Raw genomic sequence first — 26188 nt, 5'->3', positions numbered from 1 at the left:
ATGCTTCATCCTTTCATTTCGCTTGTTTCATTTGATAGACAAAGGCGAGTGTTTCAGCGAGTGCCTGATAAAATGATTCATCCACTGCCATTCCTATTTCTGATTTTGCGAATAATGCTCGTGCGAGCGGTCTATTTTCAATAATCGGGATCTCAGCTGCTGTCGCCTTCTCCCGAATCCGGAATGCGACAGCATCCACTCCCTTGGCGACGACAATTGGTGCGGCATGTTTGCCGTCATCATATTGAATCGCAACGGCATAATGGGTCGGGTTTGTAATGACAACATCGGCATTCGGTATTTCCTGCATCATACGCCGCATGGCCATCTCCCGTTGTTGCTGTTTAATTTTCCCTTTGATTTGCGGATCACCTTCCGTATTCTTATGTTCATCCTTTAAATCTTGCTTACTCATCCGAATCGACTTTTCAAAATCGAATTTTTGATAAGCAAAGTCAAGGACAGCAAGGACAATCAACGCGATACTGACCGAAATCCCCAACAGGAAAGTCAGATGACCGATAATCGCCAAGGCGTCACCAATCGGTTCTGACGTCAAGCGTGAAATTTCTACTTTGTTATTCCATAAGACGGTTCCGCTCGTCACACCGATGACAAGCAGTTTAAAAACAGATTTCAAGAATTCAATCAATGCTTTCATGCTGACGATTCGTTTGACTCCTTGCAGGGGATTGATCCGATCAAGTTTCGGTTGGATTGATTCCGCGCTGAGCAATGCTCCGATTTGCATGAAATTTCCTAAAATGCCGATGATAACGGCTGTCAGAAAGAATGGGGCCACGAGAATACTCATTTGGACCAACATTTCAATCATGACTTCCTGAACACGCCCTTCTTCGACAGCGACTAAAACCGTTTGAGCACTAAGTCCATGCTCTAACACCATGACGAACCGTTTTCCTAGAAACGGACCAAAGAAAAATAAAATCAAGAACATGCCAAACAACATCAAACTACTTGTTAAATCAGCTGACTTTGCGACCTGACCTTTTTTTCGAGAGTCATCGCGTTTTCGGGGCGATGCTTTTTCCGTCTTTTCGCCCGCAAAATACTGGAGGTCAAGTGTTAATGTGTATTTTCCCATCTCAACCTCCTAGTAAGTGAACCGCATCGGACAATACTTCTTGTAATAATGGAACAAATCGGGAGATTCCAGTAATGGTCGCTCCGGCGAGTAAAAACAAAATCGCGTAACCCATCAATAGCTTGACGGAAAATCCAATCGCAAAAATATTGAACTGGGGTGCGGTTTTCGCTAAAAAACCAAGCGCCAAGTCGACTAAAAATAAGGCAACAACAAGTGGCATCGCCATTTGAAGGGCCGTGAGCATGGCTAGCCCCACGACACGAACGACTAAGCTCATGCCGGCTTCTCCGGAAACATGAATCGCACTACCGGGCGGAAAAATTTTAAAGCTCGTATAGATACCATCCAGTAAAATCAAATGCATATCTGACGCCAGCAACACGAGGAGTGTCAACATGTAAAAAAATCGACCGACGATCGGCGATTGACCACCAAACATCGGATCATATGCTGATGCCATCGCCAGCCCCATCTGTAAATCAATGATCGATCCAGCCATTTGTGGCGCATATAGTAAAAAACTGGCGAGCAAACCAAGTGCCAGCCCGATGATGACTTCTGTTCCCATTCGAAAAAAGAAATCGATATCATCGACTTGAACTGTCGTCTTGACCGCATAACTGGCAAAATAAGCGAGTCCTGCAGCGATTGCCAACTTATGCTGGGCGGGTAACTGCTTTGATGAGAACAAAGGAGCAGCCACTAAAAATCCGACAAGTCGACCAAATACAAGTAAAAAAACACTGACAAAGGACAGTAACGTCATTTCCGTGAAACCTCTGCGATCTGTTTAAAAATTTCAATCGTAAACGTTTTGAGTTCTTCCATGATCCATGGTCCAAAAAAGACGAGTGCTAAAAAAACGGCAACAATCTTCGGAACAAAGGATAAGGTCTGCTCTTGGATTTGGGTCGTCGCCTGCAAGATGCTGACGAGAAGTCCAACGACGAGTGAGACGAGCAAGAGCGGAGCTGACACCTTTAACAAGGTCCATACAGCCGAGCTGGCTAATTGAATAATCATTTCCTGCGTCATGTCGTCCCTCCCTATCGCATGCTGACGAGTAGTGATTCGACAATCAAATGCCAACCATCTACTAAAATGAACAATAATAATTTAAACGGTAAGGCAATCATGACCGGTGGTAACATCATCATCCCCATCGACATCAGAACACTCGAGACGACCATATCGATGACGAGGAACGGAATGAAAATCATGAAACCGATTTGAAATGCCGTCTTTAACTCACTGATGGCATAAGCCGGTACTAACGCGACAAGTGGAATATCTTCCACTTTCTCCGGCTTGTCGTAATTGCCATACTTCAAGAAAAGTTCCAAATCATTGCTCCGGGTGTACTGAGACATGAATCGTTTCATCGTACCGCCTGCTTGATCAAAGGCTTCATCTTGACTGATTTTTTCATCCATGTACGGTTGGAGCGCCGTCGTATTTAATTCCGTCAAGACAGGCGCCATGACGAACAATGTGATGAACAATGCCAGCCCGACGAGCAATTGGTTAGGCGGCGTTTGTTGTGTCCCTAGAGCAGAACGCACAAAGGATAAGACGACGATGACGCGTGTGAAACAAGTCATCAAAATCAGTAAAGACGGTGCTAAGGACAACAGCGTAAGTAAGACCAATAATTTAACGGAAGTCGCCGTCCCGGACGGTGTATCCAAGGAAATCAAGTTTTCAATCGTCGTCATGACTGTCCTCGTTTCTTCTGGAATTGATCGAGCTGTTGCTTAAACGATTCCAGAAACGGAGACGCATTTGACGTATGTGATGTGCTGTCTGGTACATCTTGTGTGGCTAACCATTCGTCATCTTCCTCAATCGTATCAAGCAGTTCAACGTTCTGACCGACACCGACAACATAAATCTTACCGTGAACCCTCACGAGCTGAACGGATCGATCTTTGCCAAGCGGGACACCACCGAGATGGGACAGGCGGCTCGATTGACGGACTCCCTTTGTCCGTTCATTGATGAAACGGACAGCAAGAAGAAATCCACCAATCAAAACTGCAAGCGTCACGACAATCTTGACGACCGTGACGACTGTCGATGACCCGTCGACCTGTTGTGTTGTAGGTTCATTTTTCTTAGATGGGTTGAGCTTCTCTTCCACTGTTTCCGCACCGACCTGATGCGTTAGTAGGAACAGGAGAAGACAGGTCAAACAGGTCAGTCTTCTCATGATGAAATGGTTTTCGAAACGGCTTCGAGGACGCGGTCTGCCTGGAACGGTTTAACGATGAAGTCTTTTGCTCCGGCTTGAATTGCATCGATAACCATCGATTGTTGTCCCATTGCGGAACACATGATGACTTTAGCAGCCGGGTTAAAGGCTTTGATTTCTTTTAGTGCTGAAATTCCGTCCATTTCCGGCATCGTGATATCGAGTGTGACGAGATCTGGCGCTAACTCTTTATATTTCGAAACTGCTTCACGACCATTTTCTGCCTCACCGACGACGTCATATCCGTTCTTTGATAAAATTTCCTTAATCATCATTCGCATGAAAGCTGCATCATCTACAATCAAAACTTTTGCACTCATCCTATTTCCTCCTTAGAACATCCGCAGACGTTCTTTTGTATTGACGATCTCTGTAATCCGGACACCGAAGTTCTCTTCGATGACGACGACTTCTCCCGTTGCAATCAATGTATTATTGACGAACACATCAACGGGTTCCCCTGCTAATTTATCCAATTCAATAATCGATCCTTGTGTCAGTTCTAGAATGTCCCGAACTGAACGGCGTGTCCGTCCTAATTCAACTGTGACATTCAACGGTACGTCGTAGAGCATACCGATGTTACCGGGTGGACCCTCTTGTTGCACTTCAGAAAACTGACCGAATTGGACAGGACTCACCCCAACCGGCTCTTTTTTGTGTTCTGGTGGTGCTTCATACCGCGGTTCCGGCTGTGGCTGAGACGCGGCCGGCTGTTCCCGGACCGGTTCTGGTGCAGGGACTTGAGCTGTTGGCGCTGGTTCGGTCGTTGTCGTACTGGCATTGAATAATTTCTGAATCAATTGTTTGGAAAATTCAAGTGGTGCCAACTGTACGATTTTCGAGTCGATCAACGTACCGATTTTCAAATCAAATTCGATGATGACCATGCTCTCCCATAACGAGAAACTATCAACAATTGTTTTTTCCTGCGAGAAATCGAAAATTTCGACTGCCGGAGGTGAGATGTCAATCCGCATCGAGAACACGGTCGACATGGAGGTCGCAGCCGCCCCCATCATCTGGTTCATCGCTTCCTGAACGGCGGATAACGCAATCGGTTCCATCTCAAGGCTCTCGTCCACGACACCATCGCCGCCCATCATCAAGTTCGCAATGACGGAAGCATCCCGTTGTGTCAAAATCAAAACGTTTTCTCCCTTGAATCCTTCTGTATATCCGACACGAAGGGCGACGTGTGGAATCGGATAACGGCTCCGCAGTTCTTCCATCGTAATCATCCGCACGTGTGGTGTCGTGATTTCGACTTTTTGATTCAATAACGCGGACAGCGCCGTCGCAGAATTCCCTAGCGAGATATTCCCGACCTCTCCAAGTGCATCAATTTCCATCTCATCCAATTGATGTAAGTCATCCGTTGAACCGGTATCGGTTGGTTCTTCAGCCGATGGGGTCCCGCGTAATAATGCATCGATTTCATCTTGCGAAAGCATATCGCTCATGTTATTCCTCCTCAATTCGTTGTAAGACTTGTAAAGCGAGATGCTTCCCGTTCAGACCAGGCCGCGCTTTGAACATTTTCCGGTCATCGACGAACAATTCAACCGGATCGGATGTACGTGTCTGGAGGGACAGGCAATCGCCTACCTCGAGGTGTAACAACTCTCCAAACGAAAGTTCCGTCTGGCCGAGCACTGCTTTCAAATCGACGATTGATCCCATCAACTGTGTTTGCATATGTTCTGACTCTTGGTTATCGGCTGACTTTCGTTTTTCTTGCTGCATCCAAAAGTGACTGGATAGTTTCGGAATGATTGGTTCTAGCGTCACGAACGGTAGACAGACGTTAAGTGTTCCGCTCACTTCTCCGACCGTTACGTAGATCGAGACGAGAATGACCGTTTCATTCGGTGAGACGAGTTGAAGAAATTGTGGATTGATTTCCAAATCGTCATACTCCGCTTCGATTTCGGCAATCGATTCCCAGGCTGCTCCGTATTGGACAAAGGCGCGCTTGAATAACTGTGTCAAAATCCGGGTTTCAATTTCCGTCAAGTTCTCAATCTTATTCATGCCTTCACCCGGTCCACCAAGCAGTCGATCAAGCATCGCATAAGCGATGTTCGGATTCACTTCGAAAATGACTCGTCCGTCTAACGGATGAAGATTAACGAGATTAATCAAGGTCATATTCGGAATTGAATGAATGAATTCATCATAAGGCAGTTGTTCGACCGTATTGACTGTAAACTGGACGTATGTTCTAAGCTGTGCTGAGAAATGGGTCGTCAAGACTCGTGCGAATTGTTCATGAATCCGCGTTAAGTTTCGCATTTGGTCTTTTGAGAATCGTAACGCCCGTTTAAAGTCATACACTTTCACGCGGCGTTCTTCTTCTTGGCTGCGTATTTCCTCGACTTCCATATCTCCGCTTGAAATGGCTGATAGCAGGGCGTCAATTTCATGTTGTGATAATACTTCGCTCATGCGGCCACCTCACTGGATGATTTTTTTCGTCGTGTAGACACGTTGAACATCGCCTTCTTGCAGAAGCTTTTTAAATTGCCCCCGTAATTTTTCTTCGAGTTTCGCCATGTCTTGTTTGGAATCTAAATCTTGTTTTTTCATCGAAGCTAAATCTCCTAAGATGATATTGTTGATTTGAAATTTTCGTAATTCTAGTTCTTCCCGCGTCGCAGCGTCATCCGTAACGATTGTAAACTGAACATTTAAGAAGCGTTCGTCTGCAATGTTCGTCGTTAAATCATCTGTCTGAAAACTTCGTTCTTCGAGTTCTGCGCCTGTCGGTTGTTCGACTTTCGCTTCGGTCGGATCACTCGTTAACAAGTATTTCGAAAGCATGTAACCGGCGCCTACCATCATGATGGCGACGACGACCATGATGAGTGGTAATTTCAACTTACTCTTCTTCTTTTCTTCTGCCATCTTCGAGCCTCCTAGCACTGTTCAAGCCCGTTAAACCGACTTGTCGGTAAAAATCGATTGTGGCTGCTTTTACCTCTTCCAATGTTTCTTTGACCACGTAAGTCTGTCCCCCGACCAACTGAATCGTCGTATCGGGTGTCGACCGGACCGCTTCGATTAAGATTGCATTTAAGACAAGCGGCGTTTCACGTAATGTCGTTAAAGTAATCATCGTTTCAAGTTAACGAGTTCTTCTAAAATTTGATCTGATGTTGTGATGATCCGGGTATTTGCTTGGAAGCCACGTTGCGCGATGATCATTTCCGTGAATTCCTCTGATAAATCGACGTTCGACATCTCCAGTGTACCGGATGTCAATTGCCCAAGACCGTTTGTGCTTGGTGTTCCAGTCGCTGCGATACCCGAGTTTTGAGAAGCAGCAAACAAGTTCACTCCTGATTTTTCAAGACCACCCGGGTTAGCAAAATTCGCCATTGATACGTAACCAACTCGTTGCAAGTTACCCGTTCCATCAACAAATGTGACCAATCCATCTTTTCCGATTGCTAAGTTTTGTGCTCCCGTCGGAATTTGTAATTTCATATATCCATTATTTACTTTTCCTGTGATTTGACCCTGAGCATTGTATTGGTTTGCAGGTAGGTTTGCTTGATCAGCAGGTGGCTGACCCGGGTTGGCAGGTGGTGGATCAGACAATCCTACGAGATAATTCCCGTCTCCCGTTACGATATTCCCTTGAAGATCTGTATAAAAGTTACCGGAACGAGAATAACGTACACCATCTGCAGTTAAGACTTGATAGAATCCTTCACCGGAAATCCCGACATCAAGCGTTCGACCTGTATTTTGTAACGCTCCTTGATTATAAACGTTATCGACTGTCGACATCGAGGCGCCGAGTCCAACCTGTTTCGGGTTTGTCCCACCGACCCCTCCACCATTACCAGACGCTGAACCAACCGATTGGTTGACAAGATCTTTAAACGTGACACGGCCTTTTTTATAACCAAATGTATTGACGTTGGCGATGTTATTCCCGACGACGTCTAACTTTGTTTGGAAGTTCTTTAACCCACTGATTCCTGAATACATTGAACGTAACATTATTTTTCCTCCTTTGTTTTGATTTCAGTCAATTCGTAGACACTGACACTTTTCCCATTCGATAACTCGGCAACGACATCAACACCGTCACGCTTTACACTAAGAACGTTTGCCGTAACCTTACCAGTCGATGTGATATCTGTGCCTGTCGCATCTTTCGTGACAGTCTCACCTTCATAACTGACATTTTTACCAATCAGATTACTGTAGTTCATCAAAGCCGCTGCATGTTGATTTAACATCATCGTCTCGATTCCTTTACCGATGGATTGCATCTGTTCAAGAGAAGAAAACTGGGCCATCTGAGAGATGAACTCTTTGTCTTCCATCGGTGCCGTCGGGTCTTGATTGGACAGTTGGGCAATCAGGATTTTCATGAACATGTCTTTGTCCATCGAATTACTGGATGGTACTTTCGTTTTCTCCGGTAACTGATAAGAAGACGTATCATTTTTGATGGATTCAGTCATCTTCATCCTCCTCTGGTTCTTCCTCGTACGGGACAGGTTCCTCTTGCTGACGCTCCCGTCGTTCTTGCGGTAAACCTTGGTCAAAATCTTTGACGCTCGCTGCTAACATCCCGGTTTCGATTTTGACGAGTGGTGCTTGTGGTTGCAACGACGTATGTAACTTTCCGAGTTGCTGATCCAACAGTTGTTTCGCTTGTTCCGTCGCCGCGAAAAGTTTTACCGTCAATAAGCCGTCTTTTTTATCCAACTGGATGACGACCTCACCTAATTGTTCTGGGTACAATCGGATTGACATTCTCGTCGAACCATCCGCACCTTTTAAAAAGGGCGCTTGTTTCATCGCCGCCTCAATCCGTGACATGAGCTGGTCATCAACACTTGTAGTCATTACAGGTTGAGGAACAATTGCTGATCCTGCACTAGTCATTCGTTCAAATTTGAATCCGGTCAGTAGTGAAGGATGTTCTTTTCCTTCCGGATCGGCAGCTACCTGAATGGATTCAATCACTTTTTTAGTCATGACACTTGTTTTCAGTGTTGATGTATTTTGTTCGGGAAGTACAAGACGGTTCGAAAACGGAGTCACAGTTGCATCTTTTTTGACGCCTGTAGAATCAACCAATGTTGGATTACTCACCGGTGGAGCTGACACGGCAATTCCGGTAGCGTCCGTCATCCGTATGACCGGAGTATTCATTCCGACCGGTAATTCATTTGATTTCACGTGTTCCTTAGCGACGCCGACGACGGTCGACATCACCGTTGCAAGTACTTGTTGGAGCGAAGCTGGGAATTGTTCGAATAACTCTATCGCTTTTCCTGGCTGTCCGTCTTGTATCGTCTTAATGAACTGAATCAGCTCCGTCGCTTTTTTTGGATCATGTATCATACCTTCTACTTCGGGTTGCTCCAGAAGTTGTAACACTTTTTCCGGCTGTGCGGTCAATTGTTCCAACAGCGGTTTGACTTCGAGATTCGTCTCCCCTTCAGTTGATATTATCTGTTGATTCAGTGATGGGTTCTGTACGCCCTCAGCTAGAGGTTGAACTAAGTATTGAAGTAGCGAAGCAAAATTTCCAACGCCATTCGCCGGGAGTTCTTTTCCGTTCCACTTCGTAACCGGTTTAGCCGTTTGTGTTTGCTGTACATCCGTCAAGTTCATCTTATTTTCTCACCCCTTATTGAACTGCCAGCAATTGTGTCAACGCTGCTGCTTTTTTAGGGTCCATCTTTGCCATGATGGCCGCTTGTTGTTCAGCATCGATCTCTTTAATGATTGAGACGACTTCCGTCGGACTCAATTCGTTAAAAATATTGGCTGCATCTTTCGGCGTCATCTCCGCATAGACATCCGTCACATCAGCAGTCTTTTTCGGAGTCGGCTTATTAGTCGCTGCCGGTGTAGCCGGCGTGTTTTTTAGTCGATCCCGTTCCGCAATCAATCGGACGACTTCCTGTTCTTTCGCTTGGATGAGTTCTGCTTGATCCGTCGTCTTTGCCCGCAGTTTTTTGATTTCAGCGTTTGCTAATTTCAAACGTTGTTCGATCTCCGAACTTTTTGAAGACGTTACCTTCGTGTTCGTTACTTCTTCTGACGCAAAAGGCAATGAAAAAATCGGCCGTCCATTAGCATAATTTAATACGAGATAGGCTGTAAATAATAGCAATAACAATGGGATGATTAATAAAGGCAAAATCCATTGTTTTGATGATTTGTTCTCACTCATGTCGTTCGCCTTCTTCCAAACTGCAATAATGCTAATTCATCCATTTGGTTCTGTTCCACTAAAGCGAGTGTCCGCCGATTTTCTTCTAATTGATTCGATTGCAGTCGTGTGAATTTCTTTTCTTCAATTAAAGCTTCTTTTAAATCGACTTGAGCCCGTTCATACTGATTTTTCGCCTGTGTGACATATAACTGTTGTCGTTCGATCTGTTGTTTGACAACATCGCGTGCACGTTCACGGTATTGAGAAGCAAGCAACTCAACCGTCCCTGTTTCGTTTTGTGCTTTCAAAAATGCTTCATAACGAACGAGCAGGTGATACAGTTTCTCCACCTCGACTTCATATTGTTTCTTTTTTTCAGCAGTATGTTTTGAAACACGATCCTTTTCCGCTTCCGCTAAAGGAATGATACGTTCATATATGGTTTTCATTCGTGCACCCCCTTAACGGATTGTCGAAATCAAACGATCCATCCCATCTTCGAAATGACTTTTCTCTTCCACCCGTTGTTTTAAAAATCCGATCAATTCCGGATACTTTTCAACAGCCCGATCAATGTCTGGATTTGTACCGCTTTTGTAAGCACCGATATTGATTAAATCTTCGGCATCGAGGTACGTTGACAATAGCTGCCTGAAGGTAATGGCACTATCCTTATGTTCGGTCGAAGTAATTTGATTCATGACCCGGCTGATGGAGCGTAGGATGTGAATCGCCGGATATTGTCCTTTATTGGCGAGATTTCGGTCGAGGACAAAATGACCATCGAGAATCCCGCGGACCGCATCCGCAATCGGTTCATTCATGTCATCACCGTCAACTAAGACCGTATAAAATGCTGTAATGGAACCTTCTGTCGTTTTACCGCTTCGTTCCAACAATTGTGGAAGTAAGGCGAATACACTCGGGGTATATCCCTTGGAAGCAGGTGGTTCCCCGGTTGCCAGACCAATTTCTCGCTGGGCCATAGCAAACCGTGTGACGGAATCCATCATCAAAACGACATTTTTTCCTTGATCCCGAAAATATTCAGCAATCGCCGTTGCCGTGTAGGCGCCTTTGAGTCGTACGAGTGGCGGTTGATCACTCGTCGCTACGACGATGATCGAACGGCTCATGCCTTCCTCACCTAACTCCGCTTCAATAAATTCCTTCACTTCACGGCCGCGTTCACCAATCAAGGCGATGACATTGATATCAGCCGTCGATCGTTTGGCAATCATACCGAGTAATGTTGATTTACCGACACCTGATCCTGCGAATAATCCGACGCGTTGACCTTGTCCGACGGTCAATAAACCATCGATGGCACGAATGCCTGTCGACAACACTTCATCAATTCGCGGACGATCAAGTGGACTTGGTGGCTTACGGACAATGGAAGTCGTCCGTAAATGTGCCAGTGATTTTCCATCTAATGACCGTCCAAGCCCGTCTAAGACTTTCCCGATCAAATCATCTCCGACAGGAACATGGAGCGGTTTCCCTGTTGCGATGACAATCGATCCAGGTGCAATGGCCGTCGTCTCACCATAAGGCATCAGTAACACATGTCCTTCCCGAAAACCAACGACCTCTGCCTCGATTTCGTCTCCACGATGTATTCGGATCAAGCACCGTTCTCCAATGGCGACAGCTGTCGGACCACGCGATTCAATCATCAAACCAATGACTTGAACGACTTTACCGGAATGTTGAACCAAATCTTCTGAACGAACATCCCGAATCGCGGCTTGCAATGGTTTCAGTTTATACATCTTGCAGCACCTCGGATAACTGTTTCAATAACATGTCATAACTAGAAGTCAGTCCACCTGTAATGGCACCATTTTCTGAATCGACACGAAAATCACGTACTGCCAGTTCAGCGTCGATTCTAAAGCTGATTGTCGTTGTTCCACCTAAAATTGTTTGGAGTCGTTCATCTAACAATACGACCCTTTCAAAGTCTTCCGCTGATGTATACACTACTAATTTTTCACGGTCCCGGAATTGAAGTATCAGTTTATGAATCGATTGATACAATGCTTCTTCATCCGTATCATGTAAATGTTCTAAAAATTGATGTGTCAATTGAAGTGAAAGTGCACACAATTCGTCTTCCATCATCTCAATCCGGTCAGAAAACATCTGTTCGAGACGACTTGCGAATTGATTAGTTTCCTCGATTCGTTGTTGATACGAGGTTCGACCTTCATTTTGACCCGTTTGGTATCCTTCTTGATGCCCTTGTTGCCTTGCTTCTTCTAATACCTTTATCCGTTCTTGCTCCAAAGCCATGCGCTGTGATTGTTCGCGTTGTTCCAACAAATCCTGCTGTTGTTTTAATTGTCTTTGACCTTCATGCATCATGTCATCATATGACGTAAGTGGCTCAGGATCAGCAGTCTGCTCTGGAGTACGATGAACTATCGTCCGGTGATCTCGTTCAAAAACAATTTGACGTTTTATGACGTTAGACAACGATATCATCTCCTCCACCACGGGCTACCACGATTTCTCCCATATCTTCCAGGCGACGAATGATACCCACAATTCGACTTTGTGCTTCTTCGACGTCACGCAACCGGACAGGTCCCATGAACTCCATATCCTCTTTGAACGATTCGACCATTCGTTGGGACATATTGCGATAAACCATTTCCTTCACGTCGTCTGAAGACACCTTGAGCGAAAGCAACAAGTCTTCATTCGAAACTTCACGAATAATCCGTTGAATGGCCCGTGCATCCAGTGTAACGATGTCTTCAAAGACAAACATCCGTTTCTTGATTTCTTCCGCCAATTCCGGATCCTGAATTTCAAGCGTATCGAGAATCGTTCGTTCCGTTGTCCGGTCGACACCGTTCAAGACTTGAACAACCGCTTCGATTCCGCCAGATTGAGCATAATCCTGCATTCCTGCTTGTGATAGATTCCTTTCGAGTATTTGTTCGACCTCACTGATGATTTCTGGATTCATCCGATCCATCGTTGCAATCCGTCGGGCGACATCAGACTGGGCTTCTGTCGGAAGTTCTGATAGAATCTGTCCTGATTTGACCGGATCCAAATGAGCCAATACCAAAGCAATCGTTTGCGGATGTTCATTTTGAATGAAGTTCAGCAATTGTTTCGAATCTGCTTTGCGGGCAAACTCAAACGGTCTGACTTGAAGCGTCGATGTCAAACGATAAATGAGTTCCATCGCTTTCTCTTCACCTAGTGCTTTTTCCAACACGGATTTTGCAAATCCGATACCACCTTGCGTGATATAGTTTTGCGCCGTCGCTAATTCGTGAAACTCTTCTAACACTTCGAGCTTCTCATCCGGATCAATCCGTTTCATGCTCGAAATCTGTAATGTCAGCCATTCCATTTCTTCTTCAGACAAATGTTTGTATACGCTGGCCGCGACTTCCGGACCAAGCGAAATCATTAAAATGGCGGCTTTTTCCCGACTACTCATCTCTAACTTCTTCATTTCATCAATCCTCCGCTAACCAGGTGCGTAACAACTTCGCAAATTCATCCGGATTGGATGCGGCAAGCTTCTCAAGCTGTTTCCGTTTGACCGTTCCTTCACTTGTGTCCTCTGTCGACAGTTCAGGAATCTCTGTCTCGATCGGTGTCCATTCTTCCAGTTCCTCAATCTCAGCTGTTCTTCTTCTACGTATTAACAGGAAGATAACTCCTACTACAATCAGTACTGCGGCACCTAATGCAAACCAGACCCACATCGGTGTTGTTTCCGTTGTTACTGTCTGTTTCGGTGTCTCGGCAAACGGTCTTGACATGACGACGACTTTATTCGCCAGCTCTGCATCGGTTAAGGTCGTCTTCGCATCTGTCTTCGTCAATGAAGTACGAATGATCGAATACATCATGGTCTGTAAATCTGTTTGAAGTTGCGGATCTATTTGATTTTGTCCTTTAGGTGGCTCAACGATGACTTGAATTCCTAAATCCCGAATTTCATATGGCGCACCGGTAATCTGTTTTGTGATTCGATTAACTTCGTAATTAATGATGTCGTGTGTCTTCTCACTCGTATCTCCTGCCGTCCCTGTACCTTGCGGGAAGTTAATTGTCTCATTCTCACCCGTTCCTGCAGTTCCTTCATTTGCAGCCCCGGTGTATGCTTCGGCGACTTTCTCTGCCGAGGTGACAATCCCCTCGATTTTATCAGGATCAACCGGTTCGACTAATTTTTGTTCTTCTTGACGCTGCGTGACATCTACATCTGCCGTAACAGAGACTAATGCTTTTTGCGGACCAAGAACAACCGACAGCATCTGTTGAATTTGCTGACGCAAATCTTTTTCTGTCGTTTTCTTCAACTGCATCGGATCCGTTCCCCCTGCAGTCTGAGTTCCCTTACCTGGCTCATAATACGTAAAGTACTGATCCATGATGGTAATGTTCTCTTCTTTTAGATTCGGGATACTTTTCGCAATCAGGTGATAAAGACCTTGGACGGTCTGCTGATTCAGGTCGCTGCCGGCACTTGACGTCAAAACGACTGACACGGTTGATGTCTCTTCTTTATCTGATAAGAAAACGCTTTTTTCCGGTAATGTAATCATGACCTTTGCAGCATCAATCCCATTGACTTGTGTAATCAGATTTTCTAATTCCGTTTGCATCGTGTCCCGCTCGAGAATGTTCATTTCCTTATCTGTTGTTCCAAAGCCGGCGTTTTCGCTAAAGAAGGAATAATCAATTTGACCTGATTTCGGTATTCCGGCTGTCGCCAACTCTACTTTTAAGTTTTCTGCACTTTCTTCCGGTACGAGGATTGTCACACCTTCTGTACCACTGACAACCTCGGACTTTACACCATCTTCATTTAATTTCTCTGTTACTTGACCTGCCTCCTGGGGAGACAATTTCGAGTATAGCGGTGTCATCGTTGGTTTACTTAACCAAATCGCTGCAACAACGATAGCTGCAATTAGGAATAAGATGATTCCGATGATCGTTGCCTTTTTAACGAGCGACCATTCCTGCCATGTCATTTTTAATGCGCCAAAGCGCGTTTTTAGTCCTTCATTCATCAAACATCTCCCACGCTTTCCTTAACAATCACAGTTGCATACGCATCATTTCTTGGTATGCTTCGATGCCCTTATTCCGGACTTCGATAGCGAGTTGCATAGAAAGCGATGCTTCTTCTGTTTTGATCATGATGTTATGTAAGTCCGTCGTTTTTCCAGTCGCAAGATCGACTCGTGCTTGCGAGGAAGCTTGTTGCGCCTCATTCAGACCATTCATGGCCTGACTCAACACTTCACTGAAATCACTTGGTGTCGTTTTGGCAACAGATTGAGACGGTAAGACCATCTGCATACTTTGAATCGGTTGAATCGCCATCGTGTCATCTCCTTCTTACTTGCCGATTTCCATCGCTTTGACTAACATTGCTTTTGTTGCATTCAACGCAGTGACATTGGCTTCATAAGAACGCGTCGCCCCCATCATATCGACCATTTCCTTCAATAAATCGACGTTCGGCATTTTAACGTATCCCAGTTCATCCGCATCTGGATGATTCGGATTGTATTCCAACTTGAATGGTTCTTGATCTTTTCGAATCTCGCTGACTGTCACGCCATTGCCTGTTTCTTTTAAAACGGCTAATTTGCGGGCATATGGTTGCCATTCTCCGTTAACAAGCTCACCGCGTGTCGTCTGAGCATTGGCGATATTGGCAGATACGGTATCGAGTCGCAGACGCTGTGCCGTCAATCCCGTTGCGGATGTATGAAAACCTGAAAACATACTCATGATTTAACGTCCTCCCCGGATGACAGATTGAATTCCTGAAAATTTCCGGTTCAATTGTTCGACCAGTGCTTCGTACTCAATCTGGTTGCGTGATAATTCAGACATTTCGAGATCAATATCGACCCCGTTCCCATCGTTACGCATTGCAGACGATTGTTCGACGATACTTCCTGAAGTGCCGATTGTTGCGTGTCGTTTTAAACTCATTTTCATTTCAGAATCCAAGACATCTCCGAACACTACGCGCTTTGATTTATATCCAGGCGTATCGACGTTCGCAATATTTGCTGAGATTACTTTCTGCGCAGCTACCGTCCGATCGACGGCCTGTGTCATCGTTGTATAATCTGAACCAAGCCAGTTCATCATTCAACCTCCACCTCTATTTATCTCGTAAAACTTAGCATTATACCGTAAGCGGTTAGTAACATATCTGAAATAATTGAAACAAATAGGTCAATGTTTGAAAAGAAGTTTTTTCAAAAAAAGGGGAATGAGATGTTAATTTTACACTTTTTAAACCCTTTTTTTATAAAAATGATAAATAATACCTATAAAAAAAAGAAGACCTAGTGCTTTACTAGGTCTTCTTTGCAATTCTATTATTTTCTTTTTTTAGTTCGATTTAATCCGCTCTAATTCATAGAGGAAGTTGTCATTTAAAATCTTGATGTATGTCCCTTTCATACCAAGCGAACGAGACTCGATGACACCGGCACTTTCAAGTTTCCGCAACGCATTGACGATGACTGAACGAGTGATCCCGACACGGTCAGCAATCTTAGAAGCCACAAGCAATCCTTCGTTTCCGTCTAGCTCTTCGAAGATATGTTCGATCGCTTCAAGTTCAGAATACGATAAAGAATTGATCGCCATTTGGACGACGGCTTTTTTCCGCGCCTTATCTTCCGCTTCATGGGCTTTCTCACGTAAGATTTCCATTCCGACAACCGTTGCTCCGTATTCAGCAAGCACTAAGTCCTCTTCATTAAAATCTTCAAGCATCCGACCAAGTACAAGTGTTCCAAGTCGCTCACCGCCACCGATGATCGGAACGATTGTTGTTTTTGATGTCTCGAACATATCTCGGTTATCGATTGGGAACGCTGTATGCTCGCTGTCGATCGCGATGTTTGCCGTCGTTTCCGTCACATTAAACAATTTTTTCGTATAATCTTCCGGGAACTGACGCTCTTCGAGGAATCCACGAATTCGTGCATTCTCGATTTGTTGTTTAATCGCAATTCCTAATAACTTTCCACGACGGCTGACGATAAAGGTATTTGATTCCATGACTTCACTTAATCGATCTGCCATGACCTTAAAGTCGACATGTGTGCTTGCTTCTTGTTGTAACATCGTGTTGAGCTTTCGTGTTTTTGCCAGTAAATTCATGATTTTCTTCCTCCACTTATAAGATGAACTGACTTAAGTCACGATCATCTGCTACTTTTCCGACGCGGTCCATGACATATTGAGGTGTGATGGTGACGTCTGTCTCTGGCATCTCTGCCGCTTCAAACGATAATTCTTCTAATACACGTTCCATGATGGTATATAAACGGCGAGCACCGATATTATCTGTTTCATCATTTACTTGTGCCGCAATCCGTGCAATTTGACGAATCGCGTCTTCCGTAAATGTGACATGGACTTGCTCCGCCCCAAGCAAAGCCTTGTATTGCTTAAGCAATGCTTGATTTGGTTCTGTCAAAATTTTGACGAAGTCGTCTTCTGTCAAACTGTCGAGTTCCACCCGGATCGGAAAACGTCCTTGCAGTTCCGGAATCAAGTCAGATGGTTTTGCCATATGGAAAGCTCCGGCTGCAATGAATAACATATGATCCGTCTTGACAGGGCCATACTTCGTCACAACGGTTGATCCTTCGACGATGGGTAAGATATCACGCTGCACGCCTTCGCGCGATACACCGGCACTATCTTGTCCCTTCGTTGCAATCTTGTCGATTTCATCGACGAAGATGATTCCCATCTGCTCAGCACGACGAACGGCTTCGTCGTGGACTTCATTCAAATCGAGTAGACGTTCTGCCTCTTCCGCAGTCAAAATCGGACGTGCCTCTTTAACGCTTAGCTGGCGTTTCTTTGTTTTTTTCGGCATGACTTGTCCGAGCATATCCTGCAGATTCGCGAGCCCTTCCATACCTTGTTGTCCGGAGAACAAATCCATTTGCCGCTCTTCGATGTCCACATCAATCATGCGGTCTTCTAGTTGACCTTGGAATAATTGTTGGCGAATGACGGACCGATCGGCTGTATCGTTGGCAGTTTCTTGCTCGGGCGGTTTTTGAGTTCCACCGAACAGCATCTCAAACGGATTTCCTCCGCCAAGACCCGTTGAAGCTTTTTTACCGGCAAGGGCATCAACGATTCGTTCATTCGCAACCGCTTCAGCACGTTCTTTCAAAGCTTCTTTTTTCTCATCTTTGACAAGGCGCAGTGAAGCTTCAACTAAATCACGGACCATTGATTCAACGTCACGTCCGACATAACCGACTTCCGTGAATTTCGTGGCTTCAATTTTAACGAACGGTGCACGAACCAATTTAGCAAGTCGACGGGCGATTTCCGTTTTTCCTACTCCTGTCGGTCCGATCATCAAGATGTTCTTCGGTGTCACTTCATCACGCAGACTCGGATCGAGCAGTTGACGGCGATAACGATTTCGAAGTGCAATCGCGACGGCTCGTTTCGCATCCGCTTGACCAATGACATGTTCATTTAGTTTTTCCACGATTTGTCTCGGTGTAAATTCATGCATCTGCACTTCCCCCAATCGTTTCTAAAATGATTTGATCATTCGTGAATACACATAGCTCTCCTGCTGTTTCAAGAGCGGCACGGGCGATTTCCTCGGCTGTCATGTGTCCGGCATGCCGAGCCAGTGCCCGACCCGCGGCAAGCGCATAGTTTCCGCCTGAACCGATGGCCAAAATCCCGTCATCCGGTTCGATGACTTCTCCATTACCTGAAACAAGAAGTAAATGTGTTCCATCCATGACAAGCAACAAAGCTTCCAGCTGGCGTAGCATTTTATCGCCCCGCCATTCCTTTGCTAGTTCCACGGCAGCTCGTTGCAGGTTCCCGTTGTACATTTCAAGTTTTGCTTCAAACTTTTCGAATAACGTAAACGCATCAGCTACACTTCCGGCAAACCCTGCAATCACTTTCCCACCATAGAGACGCCGGACTTTTTTTGCACTTTTCTTCATGATGACTTGATTACCAAAAGTCACTTGTCCATCCCCGCTCATTGCAGATTGACCGTTATGTTGAATCGCAAAAATCGTCGTTGCATGAAACATGCTATTTCCTCCCTTAGGCACGCGGATGCGCTTGCTGATAAACATGTCGTAGCCGTTCCGTCGTGACGTGTGTATATTGCCCTGTCGTCGATAATGAAGCATGCCCAAGCAATTCTTGCACCGCTCGTAAATCTGCTCCACGTTCCAGTAAATCGGTCGCGAAACTATGTCGTAAAGCATGTGGTGTCACATGTTTCGATAAAAAGGGATCCGCTTTTTTTAAGATTTTCCGAATCCCGTCCGTTGTCAAACGGCGACCTGAACGAGAAAGAAAAATCGCTTGTTCTTCGTCCTCGGACGGTTGTCGTTCCTTCAAATACTCGGTCAAGGCTTTTTTCGCAAATGATCCGATTGGTGTAATCCGTTCTTTTCGTCCTTTACCGTATACATGCACATACTCCAAGTCCGGATCTAAATCCTTTACGTTCAATCCGGCCAATTCGCTGACACGCATCCCTGTTGCATACAGCAACTCAATCAATGCCACATTCCGTACGCCTAATGAATCCGATGTCCGGAAAACTTCTAAAAATCGTTCGTATTCTGATGGTACTAAAAACGTCGGTAGCGTTTGGTCACGTTTTGGCGCCTTCAATCCTTCAAAAGGATTGACGTCATTTGTATCCCGCGTCACAAAACGCCCGAATTGTTTCAAACAAGATACTTTTTGAGCGATCGTTGATTTAGATGCTTTTTGATCATAAAGAGCAAACAAATAACGCCGTGCAGTTGCCAATTCAATCGATCCCAGCTGATGATCGAGGCAAAAAGCGGCGTATTGTCGAAGTGTTTGATCATAAGAACGGCCCGTATTTGGAGATAATTGACGTTCGATGTGTACATACCGTAAAAACGATTTTCGCAGTACGTCAAACTCTGAGTCTACTCCCATTGATGAGCCCCCTTCTAACCATTTCATACTCGAATCGCCCTTAGCATAGCACACCGTAAGTAGTCTGACAATAGACCAAAAATCGGAAAAATAACAAAATTATCACGCTTTTATGACAAATTAAGAAATGGGAGAAAAGAACGCTGGATTGCGCCTTCTCCCCCATCTTCCTTACATATCGGTAAAGTCTTTAATTGCTTCTAATGCCCGTTCGGCAAGGAGCGCATACTTTTCTGGTTTCTTCATTCGACCTTTTTGGTCGGCAAGTCCCGGTACCAGTCCGAAGTTTGCGTTCATCGGTTGGAAGTTCTTACCTTCCGTCGTCGTGATATAATGCGCCATCGCACCCATCATCGTTTCTTTCGGGAAGGCGACCGGCTCCGCTTCGTTGACTAAACGAGCCGCATTGATACCTGCCGTCAAACCGGAAGCAGCTGATTCGACGTACCCTTCGACGCCTGTCATCTGACCGGCAAAGAATAGATCCGGACGTGTCCGTGTCTGATACGTCGGTTGCAACAGGTTCGGTGAATTGACGAACGTATTCCGGTGCATGACACCATAACGAACGATTTCAGCATTTTCAAGACCTGGAATCAAACGGATGATTCGTTTTTGTTCGCCCCACTTCAGATGCGTTTGGAATCCAACGAGGTTAAACAATGTTCCGGCTGAGTTATCCTGACGAAGTTGAACGACGGCATACGGACGTTCACCCGTTTTCGGATCTTCAAGACCAACTGGCTTCATCGGTCCGAATAAAAGTGTCTTCGGTCCGCGTGACGCTAATACTTCAAATGGCATGCATCCTTCGAAGTAGATTTCCTTCTCGAATTCTTTTAACGGAACGACTTCCGCTTGAATCAACTCATTGTGGAAATGCGTAAACTCTTCTTCTGTCATCGGACAGTTCAAGTAAGCCGCTTCTCCTTTATCATAACGTGACTTTAAATACACTTTATCGCGGTCAATCGTATCACCGTCAAGAATCGGTGCGGCAGCGTCAAAGAAATACAGGTAATCTTCTCCGGTGAACTGCTTGAGAGATTCGGACAAAGCGGCACTTGTCAAAGGACCTGTAGCGACGATGGTGGGACCATCTGGAATCGCTTCAAGTTCCTCATGATGGACCGTGACGTTCGGATGATTTTTTAACGTTTCCGTCACGTATCCGGCAAAGTCATGTCGATCGACAGCAAGCGCACCACCTGCCGGCACACTCGCAAGATCGGCAGCCTTGAGGATCAGTGAGTCGAGTTGTCGCATTTCTTCTTTTAATACACCGACTGCATTTGTCAGTTGATTCGCCCGAAGTGAGTTCGAGCAAACGAGCTCTGCAAATTGATCGGTATGGTGAGCAGGTGTCTGCTTGACTGGTCGCATTTCATATAAATCTACTTGTATACCGCGTTTCGCAAGTTGCCATGCTGCTTCAGAACCTGCGAGACCGGCGCCGATTACGGTTACCCGTTTCATCGGTCATTCCTCCTCTTGCTCCTGATCGATGCGTGTTTCATGATGTCCGCAAGACGTACATTCTACTTTCACACCGTTCTTGATTTTCTTTTGTACCATCATACTGCTACAAACCGGACATGGTTCTTCCACCGGTTTATCCCATGAGACGAATTCACATTCCGGATAATTCGAACAGCCGTAGAATAAGCGTCCTTTTTTACTCCGGCGTTCCACGATCTCACCTGTTCCACACGTCGGACATTTAACACCAATCTCAACTTGAATCGGCTTCGTGTTCCGACATTCCGGGAAGTTTGAGCACGCCATGAATTTTCCATAACGGCCCATCTTGATGACCATCGCGTGTCCGCAGACTTCACAATCTTCTCCGGCCGGTTCGTCTTTGATTTCGATTTTTTCGATTTCGGCTTCTGCACGTGTCAGACGCTTTTCGAACGATTTATAAATCGGATCGACGACTTCCGTCCACTGCATGTCCCCTTTTTCGATTGCATCGAGCAACGCTTCCATATCCGCCGTAAATTGAACGGTGATGAATTCTTGGAAATAATCACTGATCATATCGATGACCAGTTCCCCGAGTTCGGTCGGCAGGAATTTTTTCTCTTCGAGCGTCACGTAACCGCGTTTTTGGATCGTATCGAGTGTCGGCGCATACGTCGAAGGACGACCAATCCCGAGTTCTTCCATCGCCCGGACGAGGCGTGCCTCGGTATACCGCGGTGGTGGTTGCGTAAAGTGTTGTTTCGGCTCAATCATTTCCTGCTCCAAGACTTCACCGTCTTCAAGCGGCGGTAACAAACCGTCCTTGACGTCCGTTACTGTCTCATCGTCTGTATCTTCAATATAGACTTTCATGAATCCGGCAAATTTAACCGTCGAACCGTTTGCCCGGAACATGACATCATTTGAAATTAAGTCGACTTTTACTGTATCCAGAACAGCCGGAGCCATTTGGCTCGCAACAAACCGTTCCCAAATTAATTTGTATAATCGGAACTGATCGCGGGATAAATACGATTTGACGAGTTGTGGGTCACGCATCGTCGATGTCGGACGAACCGCTTCGTGGGCATCTTGCGAATTTGCTGCTTTTTTCTCTTTCCGTTTTTCAACAGCGATATATTCTTTTCCGTACGCATTTTCAATGAACCCTTGTGCTTCAATGTTGGCGGTTTCAGATGTCCGGGTTGAATCGGTCCGCATGTACGTAATCAAACCGACCGTTCCTTCTTTTCCGAGCTCGATTCCTTCATATAACTGCTGGGCAATCATCATCGTTTTTTTCGCACGGAAGTTCAGCTTGCGGGCTGCTTCCTGTTGAAGCGAACTCGTCGTAAACGGCAAGGCCGGATTCCGGCGGCGTTCTTTTTTCGTAACGGTATCGACCGTGAAGGACTCTGAAAGTTTGGCCAATACTTCATTGACTTCTTCTTCTGAGTGCAGTTCGCGTTTCTTTCCGTCAATTCCGTAGAAGTTGGCTTCGAGCTTTTCACCATTTGCGTCCAGCTCCAGTTTGATCGTCCAATATTCTTCCGGTAAAAAGGCATTGATTTCCTGTTCGCGATCAATGATCATCTTCACAGCAACCGATTGAACACGTCCTGCTGACAAGCCTTTTTTAATTTTCTTCCAAAGTAACGGACTCATACTGTAACCGACGAGACGGTCCAAGATACGCCGCGCCTGTTGTGCATCGACAAGATCGTAGTTGATCTTGCGGGGTCTCTTGAACGAATCTTTGATGGCGTCTTTCGTGATTTCATTAAAGACGACCCGACATTCTGTCGATTCATCGACACCGAGGGCTTTCGCTAAGTGCCAAGCGATTGCTTCCCCTTCACGGTCCGGGTCAGCTGCAAGATAGATTTTTTGTGCTTTTTTAGCGGCCGTTTTTAACTCTTTTAAAACCGGGCCTTTACCACGAATCGTAATATACTTTGGTTCATAGTCATGTTCTACGTCAACACCCATTTGACTTTTCGGTAAGTCGATGACATGTCCCATCGAAGCTTTCACGGTATAGTTTGAACCGAGATAACGTTTGATGGTTTTTGCCTTTGCAGGTGATTCGACAATTACTAAATATTTTGCCATTACAATCGCTCCCTATTAGAGGCGTACTCGTATTTTAATCTCACTTATCATAGTAGTCTCGATTCCCATTTGTCAACGTTCATCAAGATACTTTTTGAAACTTCTTCCGGATTCAAGAGTGGAATCGCCCCTTCCGCAATCAGTTGATTTGTCCCTTGAAAGTGTTTTTCTGTCGGACAACCCGGGATACAATACACGTCTTTTCCCTGTTCAAGCGCGTGACCTGCCGTGTTCATCGTCCCGCTTTTCCGGGTTGCCTCAACGATAATCAATCCTGACGCCAGTCCGGAGATAATCCGGTTTCGTTCCAAAAACTGATACTTCTTGATTGGGGTTGGAGCGGGATACTCCGATAAAAGCAGTCCTGCTTGCTCAATCCGTTGAAACAGTTGTGAATGCCGGGCGGGATACAAACAATCAAAACCGCTCGCTAACACAGCAATCGTCGCTTGATGATGTTTAAGGGAAAGACGATGTACAAGAGAATCAATACCAAGGGCACCACCTGACACCGTGACGAATGGAGACTCGAAAAAGGGACGTAAGAAAGATAAACGTTTTGAGTGAGAAGGAGAGGGTTGACGACTTCCGATGATACTGATCATCGGCTGTTTTAATAAGGAAGGATCACCGCTGAAGAAAAGACCGTAGACGGGTTGAGGAATTTGAAGCAACGACATCGGAAAAAACGGGTCACCCGGAACAAGAAGGTTCGTTGGGACTTGATCCAATTGTAAGGCACGCTGATAACGGTTTTTGATGGATCTTGACACGGGTAAATCCTCTACCGGTAAAAGACCGTACTGCTCGATCAAGACAACGATTGAATACGGAACCCGGCAAGTCGCAAAACGTGCATACAGTTCTCTGTCCATTCATTACGCTCCTTTTATATAGAAGAAAGCCGTCCTGATTCAATCAGGACAGCTAACATCTTGTTTACTTCACAGTTGAACCTGTGACACATTCGTCGTAGATACCGGCTTCTTTGATGACACGAATCAACGTCTCACCGATGATAGCTGGTGTTTCTGCTACTTCGATCCCATTGGCACGAAGTGTTTTGATTTTTTCTGCAGCAGTTCCTTTACCACCTGAAATGATGGCACCGGCATGACCCATGCGTTTGCCTTCAGGTGCTGTTTGCCCACCGATGAATCCGATGACCGGCTTCGTCATGTTGGCTTTGACCCACTCCGCCGCTTCTTCTTCTGCCGTTCCACCGATTTCACCCAGCATGATGACGGCTTTTGTTTCCGGATCTTCATTAAACGCTTTGAGCGTATCAATGAAATCTGTTCCGTTGACCGGATCGCCACCAATTCCGACTGCTGTTGATTGACCAATTCCTGCTGTCGTCAATTGATGAACGGCTTCATACGTCAATGTTCCAGAACGTGAGACGATTCCGACGTGACCTGGTGTATGAATGTATCCTGGCATGATCCCGAGTTTCGCAACGCCTGGCGTAATGACACCCGGACAGTTCGGTCCGATCAGACGGACTGGTTTTCCGTCCAGATAACGTTTTACTTTAACCATATCAAGAACCGGAATCCCTTCCGTGATACAAATGATCAAGGCGATGTTCGCATCCGCTGCTTCCATGATGGCATCGGCCGCAAATGCAGGCGGTACATAGATGATTGAAGCATTGGCAGCTGTCTTTTCGACTGCTTGAGCGACTGTATCGAAGACCGGCACTCCTAGTACTTCCGTTCCACCTTTACCTGGTGTCACGCCACCGACGAGGTTCGTTCCGTAATCAATCATCTGTTCGCCGTGGAACATTCCTTGATTCCCTGTAATTCCTTGAATGATGACTTTTGTTGATTCATTTACCCAAATACTCATCCTTAGCTCCCCCTTACTTCACGAGCGCAGCAATTTTTTCTGCGCCGTCTGCCATTGATGTAGCTGCTGTAATCGCTAGACCTGAATCTTTGAGAATTTGTTTCCCGGCATCGACGTTTGTTCCTTCGAGACGAACGACGAGTGGCAATTCTAAGCCAACTTCTTTTGTTGCGGCAACGATACCTTCTGCAATGACGTCACACTTCATGATTCCACCAAAGATGTTAACGAAAATTCCTTTGACGTTCTCATCCGACAAAATCAATTTAAAGGCTTCTGTTACTTTTTCTTTTGTCGCACCGCCACCGACATCAAGGAAGTTTGCTGGATCGCCGCTGAAATGCTTGATGATATCCATCGTCGCCATCGCGAGACCTGCACCGTTGACGAGACATCCGATGTTTCCGTCGAGTGCGATATAGTTTAAGTCATTTTTAGAAGCTTCCACTTCACGTGGATCTTCTTCTGATTCGTCACGGAGTGCGACGACATCAGCATGACGGTATAACGCGTTTGAATCAAAGTTGAGTTTTGCATCAAGTGCCAAGACATCACCGTCTTTTGTTGTGACGAGTGGATTGATTTCAGCAATTGAACAATCCTTATCGACGAAGAATGTATACAATTTCGTGACCATACCGACGAACTTGTTGACAAGTTTAACCGGAACACCCATTGCAAACGCCAGTTTCCGTGCTTGGAAGGCTTGTAAACCAACTGCCGGATCCACTACTTCTTTGATGATTTTTTCCGGAGTTGCTTCTGCTACTTCCTCAATATCCATTCCGCCTTCACTTGAACCCATGATGACGACACGACCTGTTACACGGTCGAGGACGATCCCGAGATAATACTCTTTGTCAATCGCACAACCTTCTTCAACAAGAAGACGTTGGATGACTTTACCTTCTGGACCTGTCTGATGCGTGACGAGTGTTTTGCCGAGTAACTCTGTCGCGAATTCTTTCACTTCTTCTTGCGATTTAGCCAATTTAACACCACCGGCTTTACCGCGACCCCCTGCGTGAATCTGTGCTTTTACGACTTTGATCGGACCTGACAATTGTTCTGCTGCATCGACTGCTTCTTCAACTGTAAATGCTGCAATTCCGTTCGGAACAGGTACACCGTACGAACGAAGTAACTCTTTTGCCTGATATTCATGTACATTCATGAAAAAATCCCCCTTAACCCCTTTAGTTTCGGC

At 45.6% G+C, this 26188-nt stretch carries 31 protein-coding genes; all 31 read right to left on the bottom strand.

What is annotated here, in order from left to right; genetic code table 11:
• Window positions 1–13: 13 nt before the first annotated feature.
• Window positions 14–1105, bottom strand: coding sequence for a flagellar biosynthesis protein FlhB (flhB, locus tag P402_RS0106955; RefSeq protein WP_026828022.1), 1092 nt, complete (start codon window positions 1103–1105; stop codon window positions 14–16).
• 1 nt (window position 1106) lies between these two features.
• Window positions 1107–1874 carry a flagellar biosynthetic protein FliR gene (gene fliR, locus P402_RS0106950; protein ID WP_026828021.1) on the bottom strand — a complete coding sequence of 256 codons (768 nt, stop codon included), beginning with the start codon at window positions 1872–1874 and terminating at the stop codon, window positions 1107–1109.
• Complete coding sequence (gene fliQ, locus P402_RS0106945; protein ID WP_012370733.1) at window positions 1871–2143, bottom strand: flagellar biosynthesis protein FliQ; 273 nt, start codon at window positions 2141–2143, stop codon at window positions 1871–1873. Before fliQ ends, fliR begins: the two co-directional genes overlap by 4 nt.
• A gap of 11 nt (window positions 2144–2154) precedes the next feature.
• Entirely contained in the window at window positions 2155–2823 is a 669-nt protein-coding gene (fliP, locus tag P402_RS0106940; protein WP_026828020.1) for a flagellar type III secretion system pore protein FliP, read from the bottom strand.
• Entirely contained in the window at window positions 2820–3317 is a 498-nt protein-coding gene (locus P402_RS0106935; protein WP_026828019.1) for a flagellar biosynthetic protein FliO, read from the bottom strand. Before P402_RS0106935 ends, fliP begins: the two co-directional genes overlap by 4 nt.
• Window positions 3314–3679, bottom strand: a complete 366-nt coding sequence (locus tag P402_RS0106930) for a response regulator (protein ID WP_026828018.1) — start codon at window positions 3677–3679, stop codon at window positions 3314–3316. The genes P402_RS0106935 and P402_RS0106930 overlap by 4 nt, the downstream gene beginning before the upstream one ends.
• 12 nt (window positions 3680–3691) lie before the next feature.
• Window positions 3692–4822: a flagellar motor switch phosphatase FliY gene (fliY, locus tag P402_RS0106925; RefSeq protein ID WP_026828017.1), complete on the bottom strand. Its 1131-nt coding sequence runs from the start codon at window positions 4820–4822 to the stop codon at window positions 3692–3694.
• 1 nt (window position 4823) lies between these two features.
• The gene (gene fliM / locus P402_RS0106920) at window positions 4824–5807 is read right to left on the bottom strand and encodes a flagellar motor switch protein FliM (protein ID WP_012370738.1); all 984 of its coding nucleotides are present in this window, start codon (window positions 5805–5807) and stop codon (window positions 4824–4826) included.
• 9 nt (window positions 5808–5816) lie between these two features.
• Window positions 5817–6266: a flagellar basal body-associated FliL family protein gene (locus P402_RS0106915; protein WP_026828016.1), complete on the bottom strand. Its 450-nt coding sequence runs from the start codon at window positions 6264–6266 to the stop codon at window positions 5817–5819.
• The gene (locus P402_RS0106910; protein ID WP_026828015.1) at window positions 6241–6477 is read right to left on the bottom strand and encodes a flagellar FlbD family protein; all 237 of its coding nucleotides are present in this window, start codon (window positions 6475–6477) and stop codon (window positions 6241–6243) included. Before P402_RS0106910 ends, P402_RS0106915 begins: the two co-directional genes overlap by 26 nt.
• Complete coding sequence (gene flgG, locus P402_RS0106905; RefSeq protein WP_026828014.1) at window positions 6474–7370, bottom strand: flagellar basal body rod protein FlgG; 897 nt, start codon at window positions 7368–7370, stop codon at window positions 6474–6476. Before flgG ends, P402_RS0106910 begins: the two co-directional genes overlap by 4 nt.
• On the bottom strand, window positions 7370–7840 hold the full coding sequence (locus P402_RS0106900) for a flagellar hook capping FlgD N-terminal domain-containing protein (protein WP_026828013.1): 471 nt from the start codon (window positions 7838–7840) through the stop codon (window positions 7370–7372). The genes flgG and P402_RS0106900 overlap by 1 nt, the downstream gene beginning before the upstream one ends.
• Complete coding sequence (locus P402_RS0106895) at window positions 7833–9002, bottom strand: flagellar hook-length control protein FliK (protein ID WP_026828012.1); 1170 nt, start codon at window positions 9000–9002, stop codon at window positions 7833–7835. The genes P402_RS0106900 and P402_RS0106895 overlap by 8 nt, the downstream gene beginning before the upstream one ends.
• 16 nt (window positions 9003–9018) lie before the next feature.
• Entirely contained in the window at window positions 9019–9567 is a 549-nt protein-coding gene (locus P402_RS0106890) for a MotE family protein (protein WP_026828011.1), read from the bottom strand.
• On the bottom strand, window positions 9564–9998 hold the full coding sequence (locus tag P402_RS0106885) for a flagellar export protein FliJ (RefSeq protein WP_026828010.1): 435 nt from the start codon (window positions 9996–9998) through the stop codon (window positions 9564–9566). Before P402_RS0106885 ends, P402_RS0106890 begins: the two co-directional genes overlap by 4 nt.
• Window positions 9999–10010: 12 nt before the next feature.
• On the bottom strand, window positions 10011–11324 hold the full coding sequence (fliI, locus tag P402_RS0106880; protein ID WP_034769825.1) for a flagellar protein export ATPase FliI: 1314 nt from the start codon (window positions 11322–11324) through the stop codon (window positions 10011–10013).
• Window positions 11317–12039: a FliH/SctL family protein gene (locus P402_RS0106875; protein WP_034769823.1), complete on the bottom strand. Its 723-nt coding sequence runs from the start codon at window positions 12037–12039 to the stop codon at window positions 11317–11319. The genes fliI and P402_RS0106875 overlap by 8 nt, the downstream gene beginning before the upstream one ends.
• Window positions 12023–13030: a flagellar motor switch protein FliG gene (gene fliG / locus P402_RS0106870; RefSeq protein ID WP_026828007.1), complete on the bottom strand. Its 1008-nt coding sequence runs from the start codon at window positions 13028–13030 to the stop codon at window positions 12023–12025. Before fliG ends, P402_RS0106875 begins: the two co-directional genes overlap by 17 nt.
• Window positions 13031–13034: 4 nt before the next feature.
• The gene (gene fliF / locus P402_RS0106865) at window positions 13035–14603 is read right to left on the bottom strand and encodes a flagellar basal-body MS-ring/collar protein FliF (RefSeq protein WP_026828006.1); all 1569 of its coding nucleotides are present in this window, start codon (window positions 14601–14603) and stop codon (window positions 13035–13037) included.
• A gap of 28 nt (window positions 14604–14631) precedes the next feature.
• Window positions 14632–14919 carry a flagellar hook-basal body complex protein FliE gene (gene fliE, locus P402_RS0106860; RefSeq protein ID WP_026828005.1) on the bottom strand — a complete coding sequence of 96 codons (288 nt, stop codon included), beginning with the start codon at window positions 14917–14919 and terminating at the stop codon, window positions 14632–14634.
• 15 nt (window positions 14920–14934) lie between these two features.
• Window positions 14935–15333: a flagellar basal body rod protein FlgC gene (flgC, locus tag P402_RS0106855; protein ID WP_026828004.1), complete on the bottom strand. Its 399-nt coding sequence runs from the start codon at window positions 15331–15333 to the stop codon at window positions 14935–14937.
• Between the two features lie 3 nt (window positions 15334–15336).
• Window positions 15337–15699 carry a flagellar basal body rod protein FlgB gene (gene flgB, locus P402_RS0106850; protein WP_026828003.1) on the bottom strand — a complete coding sequence of 121 codons (363 nt, stop codon included), beginning with the start codon at window positions 15697–15699 and terminating at the stop codon, window positions 15337–15339.
• A 249-nt stretch (window positions 15700–15948) separates the two neighbouring features.
• The gene (gene codY / locus P402_RS0106845) at window positions 15949–16728 is read right to left on the bottom strand and encodes a GTP-sensing pleiotropic transcriptional regulator CodY (RefSeq protein WP_012370753.1); all 780 of its coding nucleotides are present in this window, start codon (window positions 16726–16728) and stop codon (window positions 15949–15951) included.
• A gap of 16 nt (window positions 16729–16744) precedes the next feature.
• Window positions 16745–18115 carry an ATP-dependent protease ATPase subunit HslU gene (gene hslU / locus P402_RS0106840; RefSeq protein ID WP_026828002.1) on the bottom strand — a complete coding sequence of 457 codons (1371 nt, stop codon included), beginning with the start codon at window positions 18113–18115 and terminating at the stop codon, window positions 16745–16747.
• Window positions 18108–18704 carry an ATP-dependent protease subunit HslV gene (gene hslV / locus P402_RS0106835; RefSeq protein ID WP_427374421.1) on the bottom strand — a complete coding sequence of 199 codons (597 nt, stop codon included), beginning with the start codon at window positions 18702–18704 and terminating at the stop codon, window positions 18108–18110. Before hslV ends, hslU begins: the two co-directional genes overlap by 8 nt.
• Window positions 18673–19551: a tyrosine-type recombinase/integrase gene (locus tag P402_RS0106830; RefSeq protein WP_026828000.1), complete on the bottom strand. Its 879-nt coding sequence runs from the start codon at window positions 19549–19551 to the stop codon at window positions 18673–18675. Before P402_RS0106830 ends, hslV begins: the two co-directional genes overlap by 32 nt.
• Window positions 19552–19722: 171 nt before the next feature.
• Window positions 19723–21027 carry an FADH(2)-oxidizing methylenetetrahydrofolate--tRNA-(uracil(54)-C(5))-methyltransferase TrmFO gene (gene trmFO / locus P402_RS0106825; protein WP_026827999.1) on the bottom strand — a complete coding sequence of 435 codons (1305 nt, stop codon included), beginning with the start codon at window positions 21025–21027 and terminating at the stop codon, window positions 19723–19725.
• A 3-nt stretch (window positions 21028–21030) separates the two neighbouring features.
• Window positions 21031–23127: a type I DNA topoisomerase gene (gene topA / locus P402_RS0106820; protein WP_026827998.1), complete on the bottom strand. Its 2097-nt coding sequence runs from the start codon at window positions 23125–23127 to the stop codon at window positions 21031–21033.
• A gap of 47 nt (window positions 23128–23174) precedes the next feature.
• The gene (dprA, locus tag P402_RS0106815; protein WP_026827997.1) at window positions 23175–24002 is read right to left on the bottom strand and encodes a DNA-processing protein DprA; all 828 of its coding nucleotides are present in this window, start codon (window positions 24000–24002) and stop codon (window positions 23175–23177) included.
• Window positions 24003–24066: 64 nt separating this feature from the next.
• Window positions 24067–24981 (bottom strand): succinate--CoA ligase subunit alpha, encoded by a 915-nt coding sequence (sucD, locus tag P402_RS0106810; protein WP_026827996.1) that lies wholly within the window; start codon window positions 24979–24981, stop codon window positions 24067–24069.
• Window positions 24982–24994: 13 nt separating this feature from the next.
• Complete coding sequence (gene sucC, locus P402_RS0106805; RefSeq protein ID WP_026827995.1) at window positions 24995–26155, bottom strand: ADP-forming succinate--CoA ligase subunit beta; 1161 nt, start codon at window positions 26153–26155, stop codon at window positions 24995–24997.
• Between the last annotated feature and the right edge of the window lie 33 nt (window positions 26156–26188).

It is taken from the genome of Exiguobacterium sibiricum 7-3, from assembly GCF_000620865.1.
Classification (GTDB): Bacteria; Bacillota; Bacilli; order Exiguobacteriales; family Exiguobacteriaceae; genus Exiguobacterium_A; species Exiguobacterium_A sibiricum_A.
Note: the sequence above shows the minus strand (reverse complement) of the source record. Positions and strands in the feature narration are given on the sequence as shown.

Bases quoted from the DNA above. Each gene is read 5' to 3' on its own strand.
- fliR (WP_026828021.1), bottom strand. From the start codon at position 1,874: ATGACGTTACTGTCCTTTGTCAGTGTTTTTTTACTTGTATTTGGTCGA.
- fliF (WP_026828006.1), bottom strand. From the start codon at position 14,603: ATGAATGAAGGACTAAAAACGCGCTTTGGCGCATTAAAAATGACATGG.
- P402_RS0106875 (WP_034769823.1), bottom strand. From the start codon at position 12,039: ATGATATCGTTGTCTAACGTCATAAAACGTCAAATTGTTTTTGAACGA.
- fliP (WP_026828020.1), bottom strand. From the start codon at position 2,823: ATGACGACGATTGAAAACTTGATTTCCTTGGATACACCGTCCGGGACG.
- topA (WP_026827998.1), bottom strand. From the start codon at position 23,127: ATGGCAAAATATTTAGTAATTGTCGAATCACCTGCAAAGGCAAAAACC.
- sucD (WP_026827996.1), bottom strand. From the start codon at position 24,981: ATGAGTATTTGGGTAAATGAATCAACAAAAGTCATCATTCAAGGAATT.
- P402_RS0106900 (WP_026828013.1), bottom strand. From the start codon at position 7,840: ATGACTGAATCCATCAAAAATGATACGTCTTCTTATCAGTTACCGGAG.
- dprA (WP_026827997.1), bottom strand. From the start codon at position 24,002: ATGGACAGAGAACTGTATGCACGTTTTGCGACTTGCCGGGTTCCGTAT.
- hslV (WP_427374421.1), bottom strand. From the start codon at position 18,704: ATGTTTATCAGCAAGCGCATCCGCGTGCCTAAGGGAGGAAATAGCATG.
- P402_RS0106915 (WP_026828016.1), bottom strand. From the start codon at position 6,266: ATGGCAGAAGAAAAGAAGAAGAGTAAGTTGAAATTACCACTCATCATG.
- flgG (WP_026828014.1), bottom strand. From the start codon at position 7,370: ATGTTACGTTCAATGTATTCAGGAATCAGTGGGTTAAAGAACTTCCAA.
- fliM (WP_012370738.1), bottom strand. From the start codon at position 5,807: ATGAGCGAAGTATTATCACAACATGAAATTGACGCCCTGCTATCAGCC.
- fliE (WP_026828005.1), bottom strand. From the start codon at position 14,919: ATGGCGATTCAACCGATTCAAAGTATGCAGATGGTCTTACCGTCTCAA.
- P402_RS0106930 (WP_026828018.1), bottom strand. From the start codon at position 3,679: ATGAGTGCAAAAGTTTTGATTGTAGATGATGCAGCTTTCATGCGAATG.
- fliY (WP_026828017.1), bottom strand. From the start codon at position 4,822: ATGAGCGATATGCTTTCGCAAGATGAAATCGATGCATTATTACGCGGG.
- hslU (WP_026828002.1), bottom strand. From the start codon at position 18,115: ATGCATGAATTTACACCGAGACAAATCGTGGAAAAACTAAATGAACAT.
- P402_RS0106890 (WP_026828011.1), bottom strand. From the start codon at position 9,567: ATGAGTGAGAACAAATCATCAAAACAATGGATTTTGCCTTTATTAATC.
- flgB (WP_026828003.1), bottom strand. From the start codon at position 15,699: ATGAACTGGCTTGGTTCAGATTATACAACGATGACACAGGCCGTCGAT.
- P402_RS0106885 (WP_026828010.1), bottom strand. From the start codon at position 9,998: ATGAAAACCATATATGAACGTATCATTCCTTTAGCGGAAGCGGAAAAG.
- fliQ (WP_012370733.1), bottom strand. From the start codon at position 2,143: ATGACGCAGGAAATGATTATTCAATTAGCCAGCTCGGCTGTATGGACC.
- P402_RS0106895 (WP_026828012.1), bottom strand. From the start codon at position 9,002: ATGAACTTGACGGATGTACAGCAAACACAAACGGCTAAACCGGTTACG.
- fliG (WP_026828007.1), bottom strand. From the start codon at position 13,030: ATGAAGAAGTTAGAGATGAGTAGTCGGGAAAAAGCCGCCATTTTAATG.
- trmFO (WP_026827999.1), bottom strand. From the start codon at position 21,027: ATGAAACGGGTAACCGTAATCGGCGCCGGTCTCGCAGGTTCTGAAGCA.
- fliI (WP_034769825.1), bottom strand. From the start codon at position 11,324: ATGTATAAACTGAAACCATTGCAAGCCGCGATTCGGGATGTTCGTTCA.
- codY (WP_012370753.1), bottom strand. From the start codon at position 16,728: ATGAATTTACTGGCAAAAACACGAAAGCTCAACACGATGTTACAACAA.
- flgC (WP_026828004.1), bottom strand. From the start codon at position 15,333: ATGAGTATGTTTTCAGGTTTTCATACATCCGCAACGGGATTGACGGCA.
- P402_RS0106935 (WP_026828019.1), bottom strand. From the start codon at position 3,317: ATGAGAAGACTGACCTGTTTGACCTGTCTTCTCCTGTTCCTACTAACG.
- P402_RS0106910 (WP_026828015.1), bottom strand. From the start codon at position 6,477: ATGATTACTTTAACGACATTACGTGAAACGCCGCTTGTCTTAAATGCA.
- sucC (WP_026827995.1), bottom strand. From the start codon at position 26,155: ATGAATGTACATGAATATCAGGCAAAAGAGTTACTTCGTTCGTACGGT.
- flhB (WP_026828022.1), bottom strand. From the start codon at position 1,105: ATGGGAAAATACACATTAACACTTGACCTCCAGTATTTTGCGGGCGAA.
- P402_RS0106830 (WP_026828000.1), bottom strand. From the start codon at position 19,551: ATGGGAGTAGACTCAGAGTTTGACGTACTGCGAAAATCGTTTTTACGG.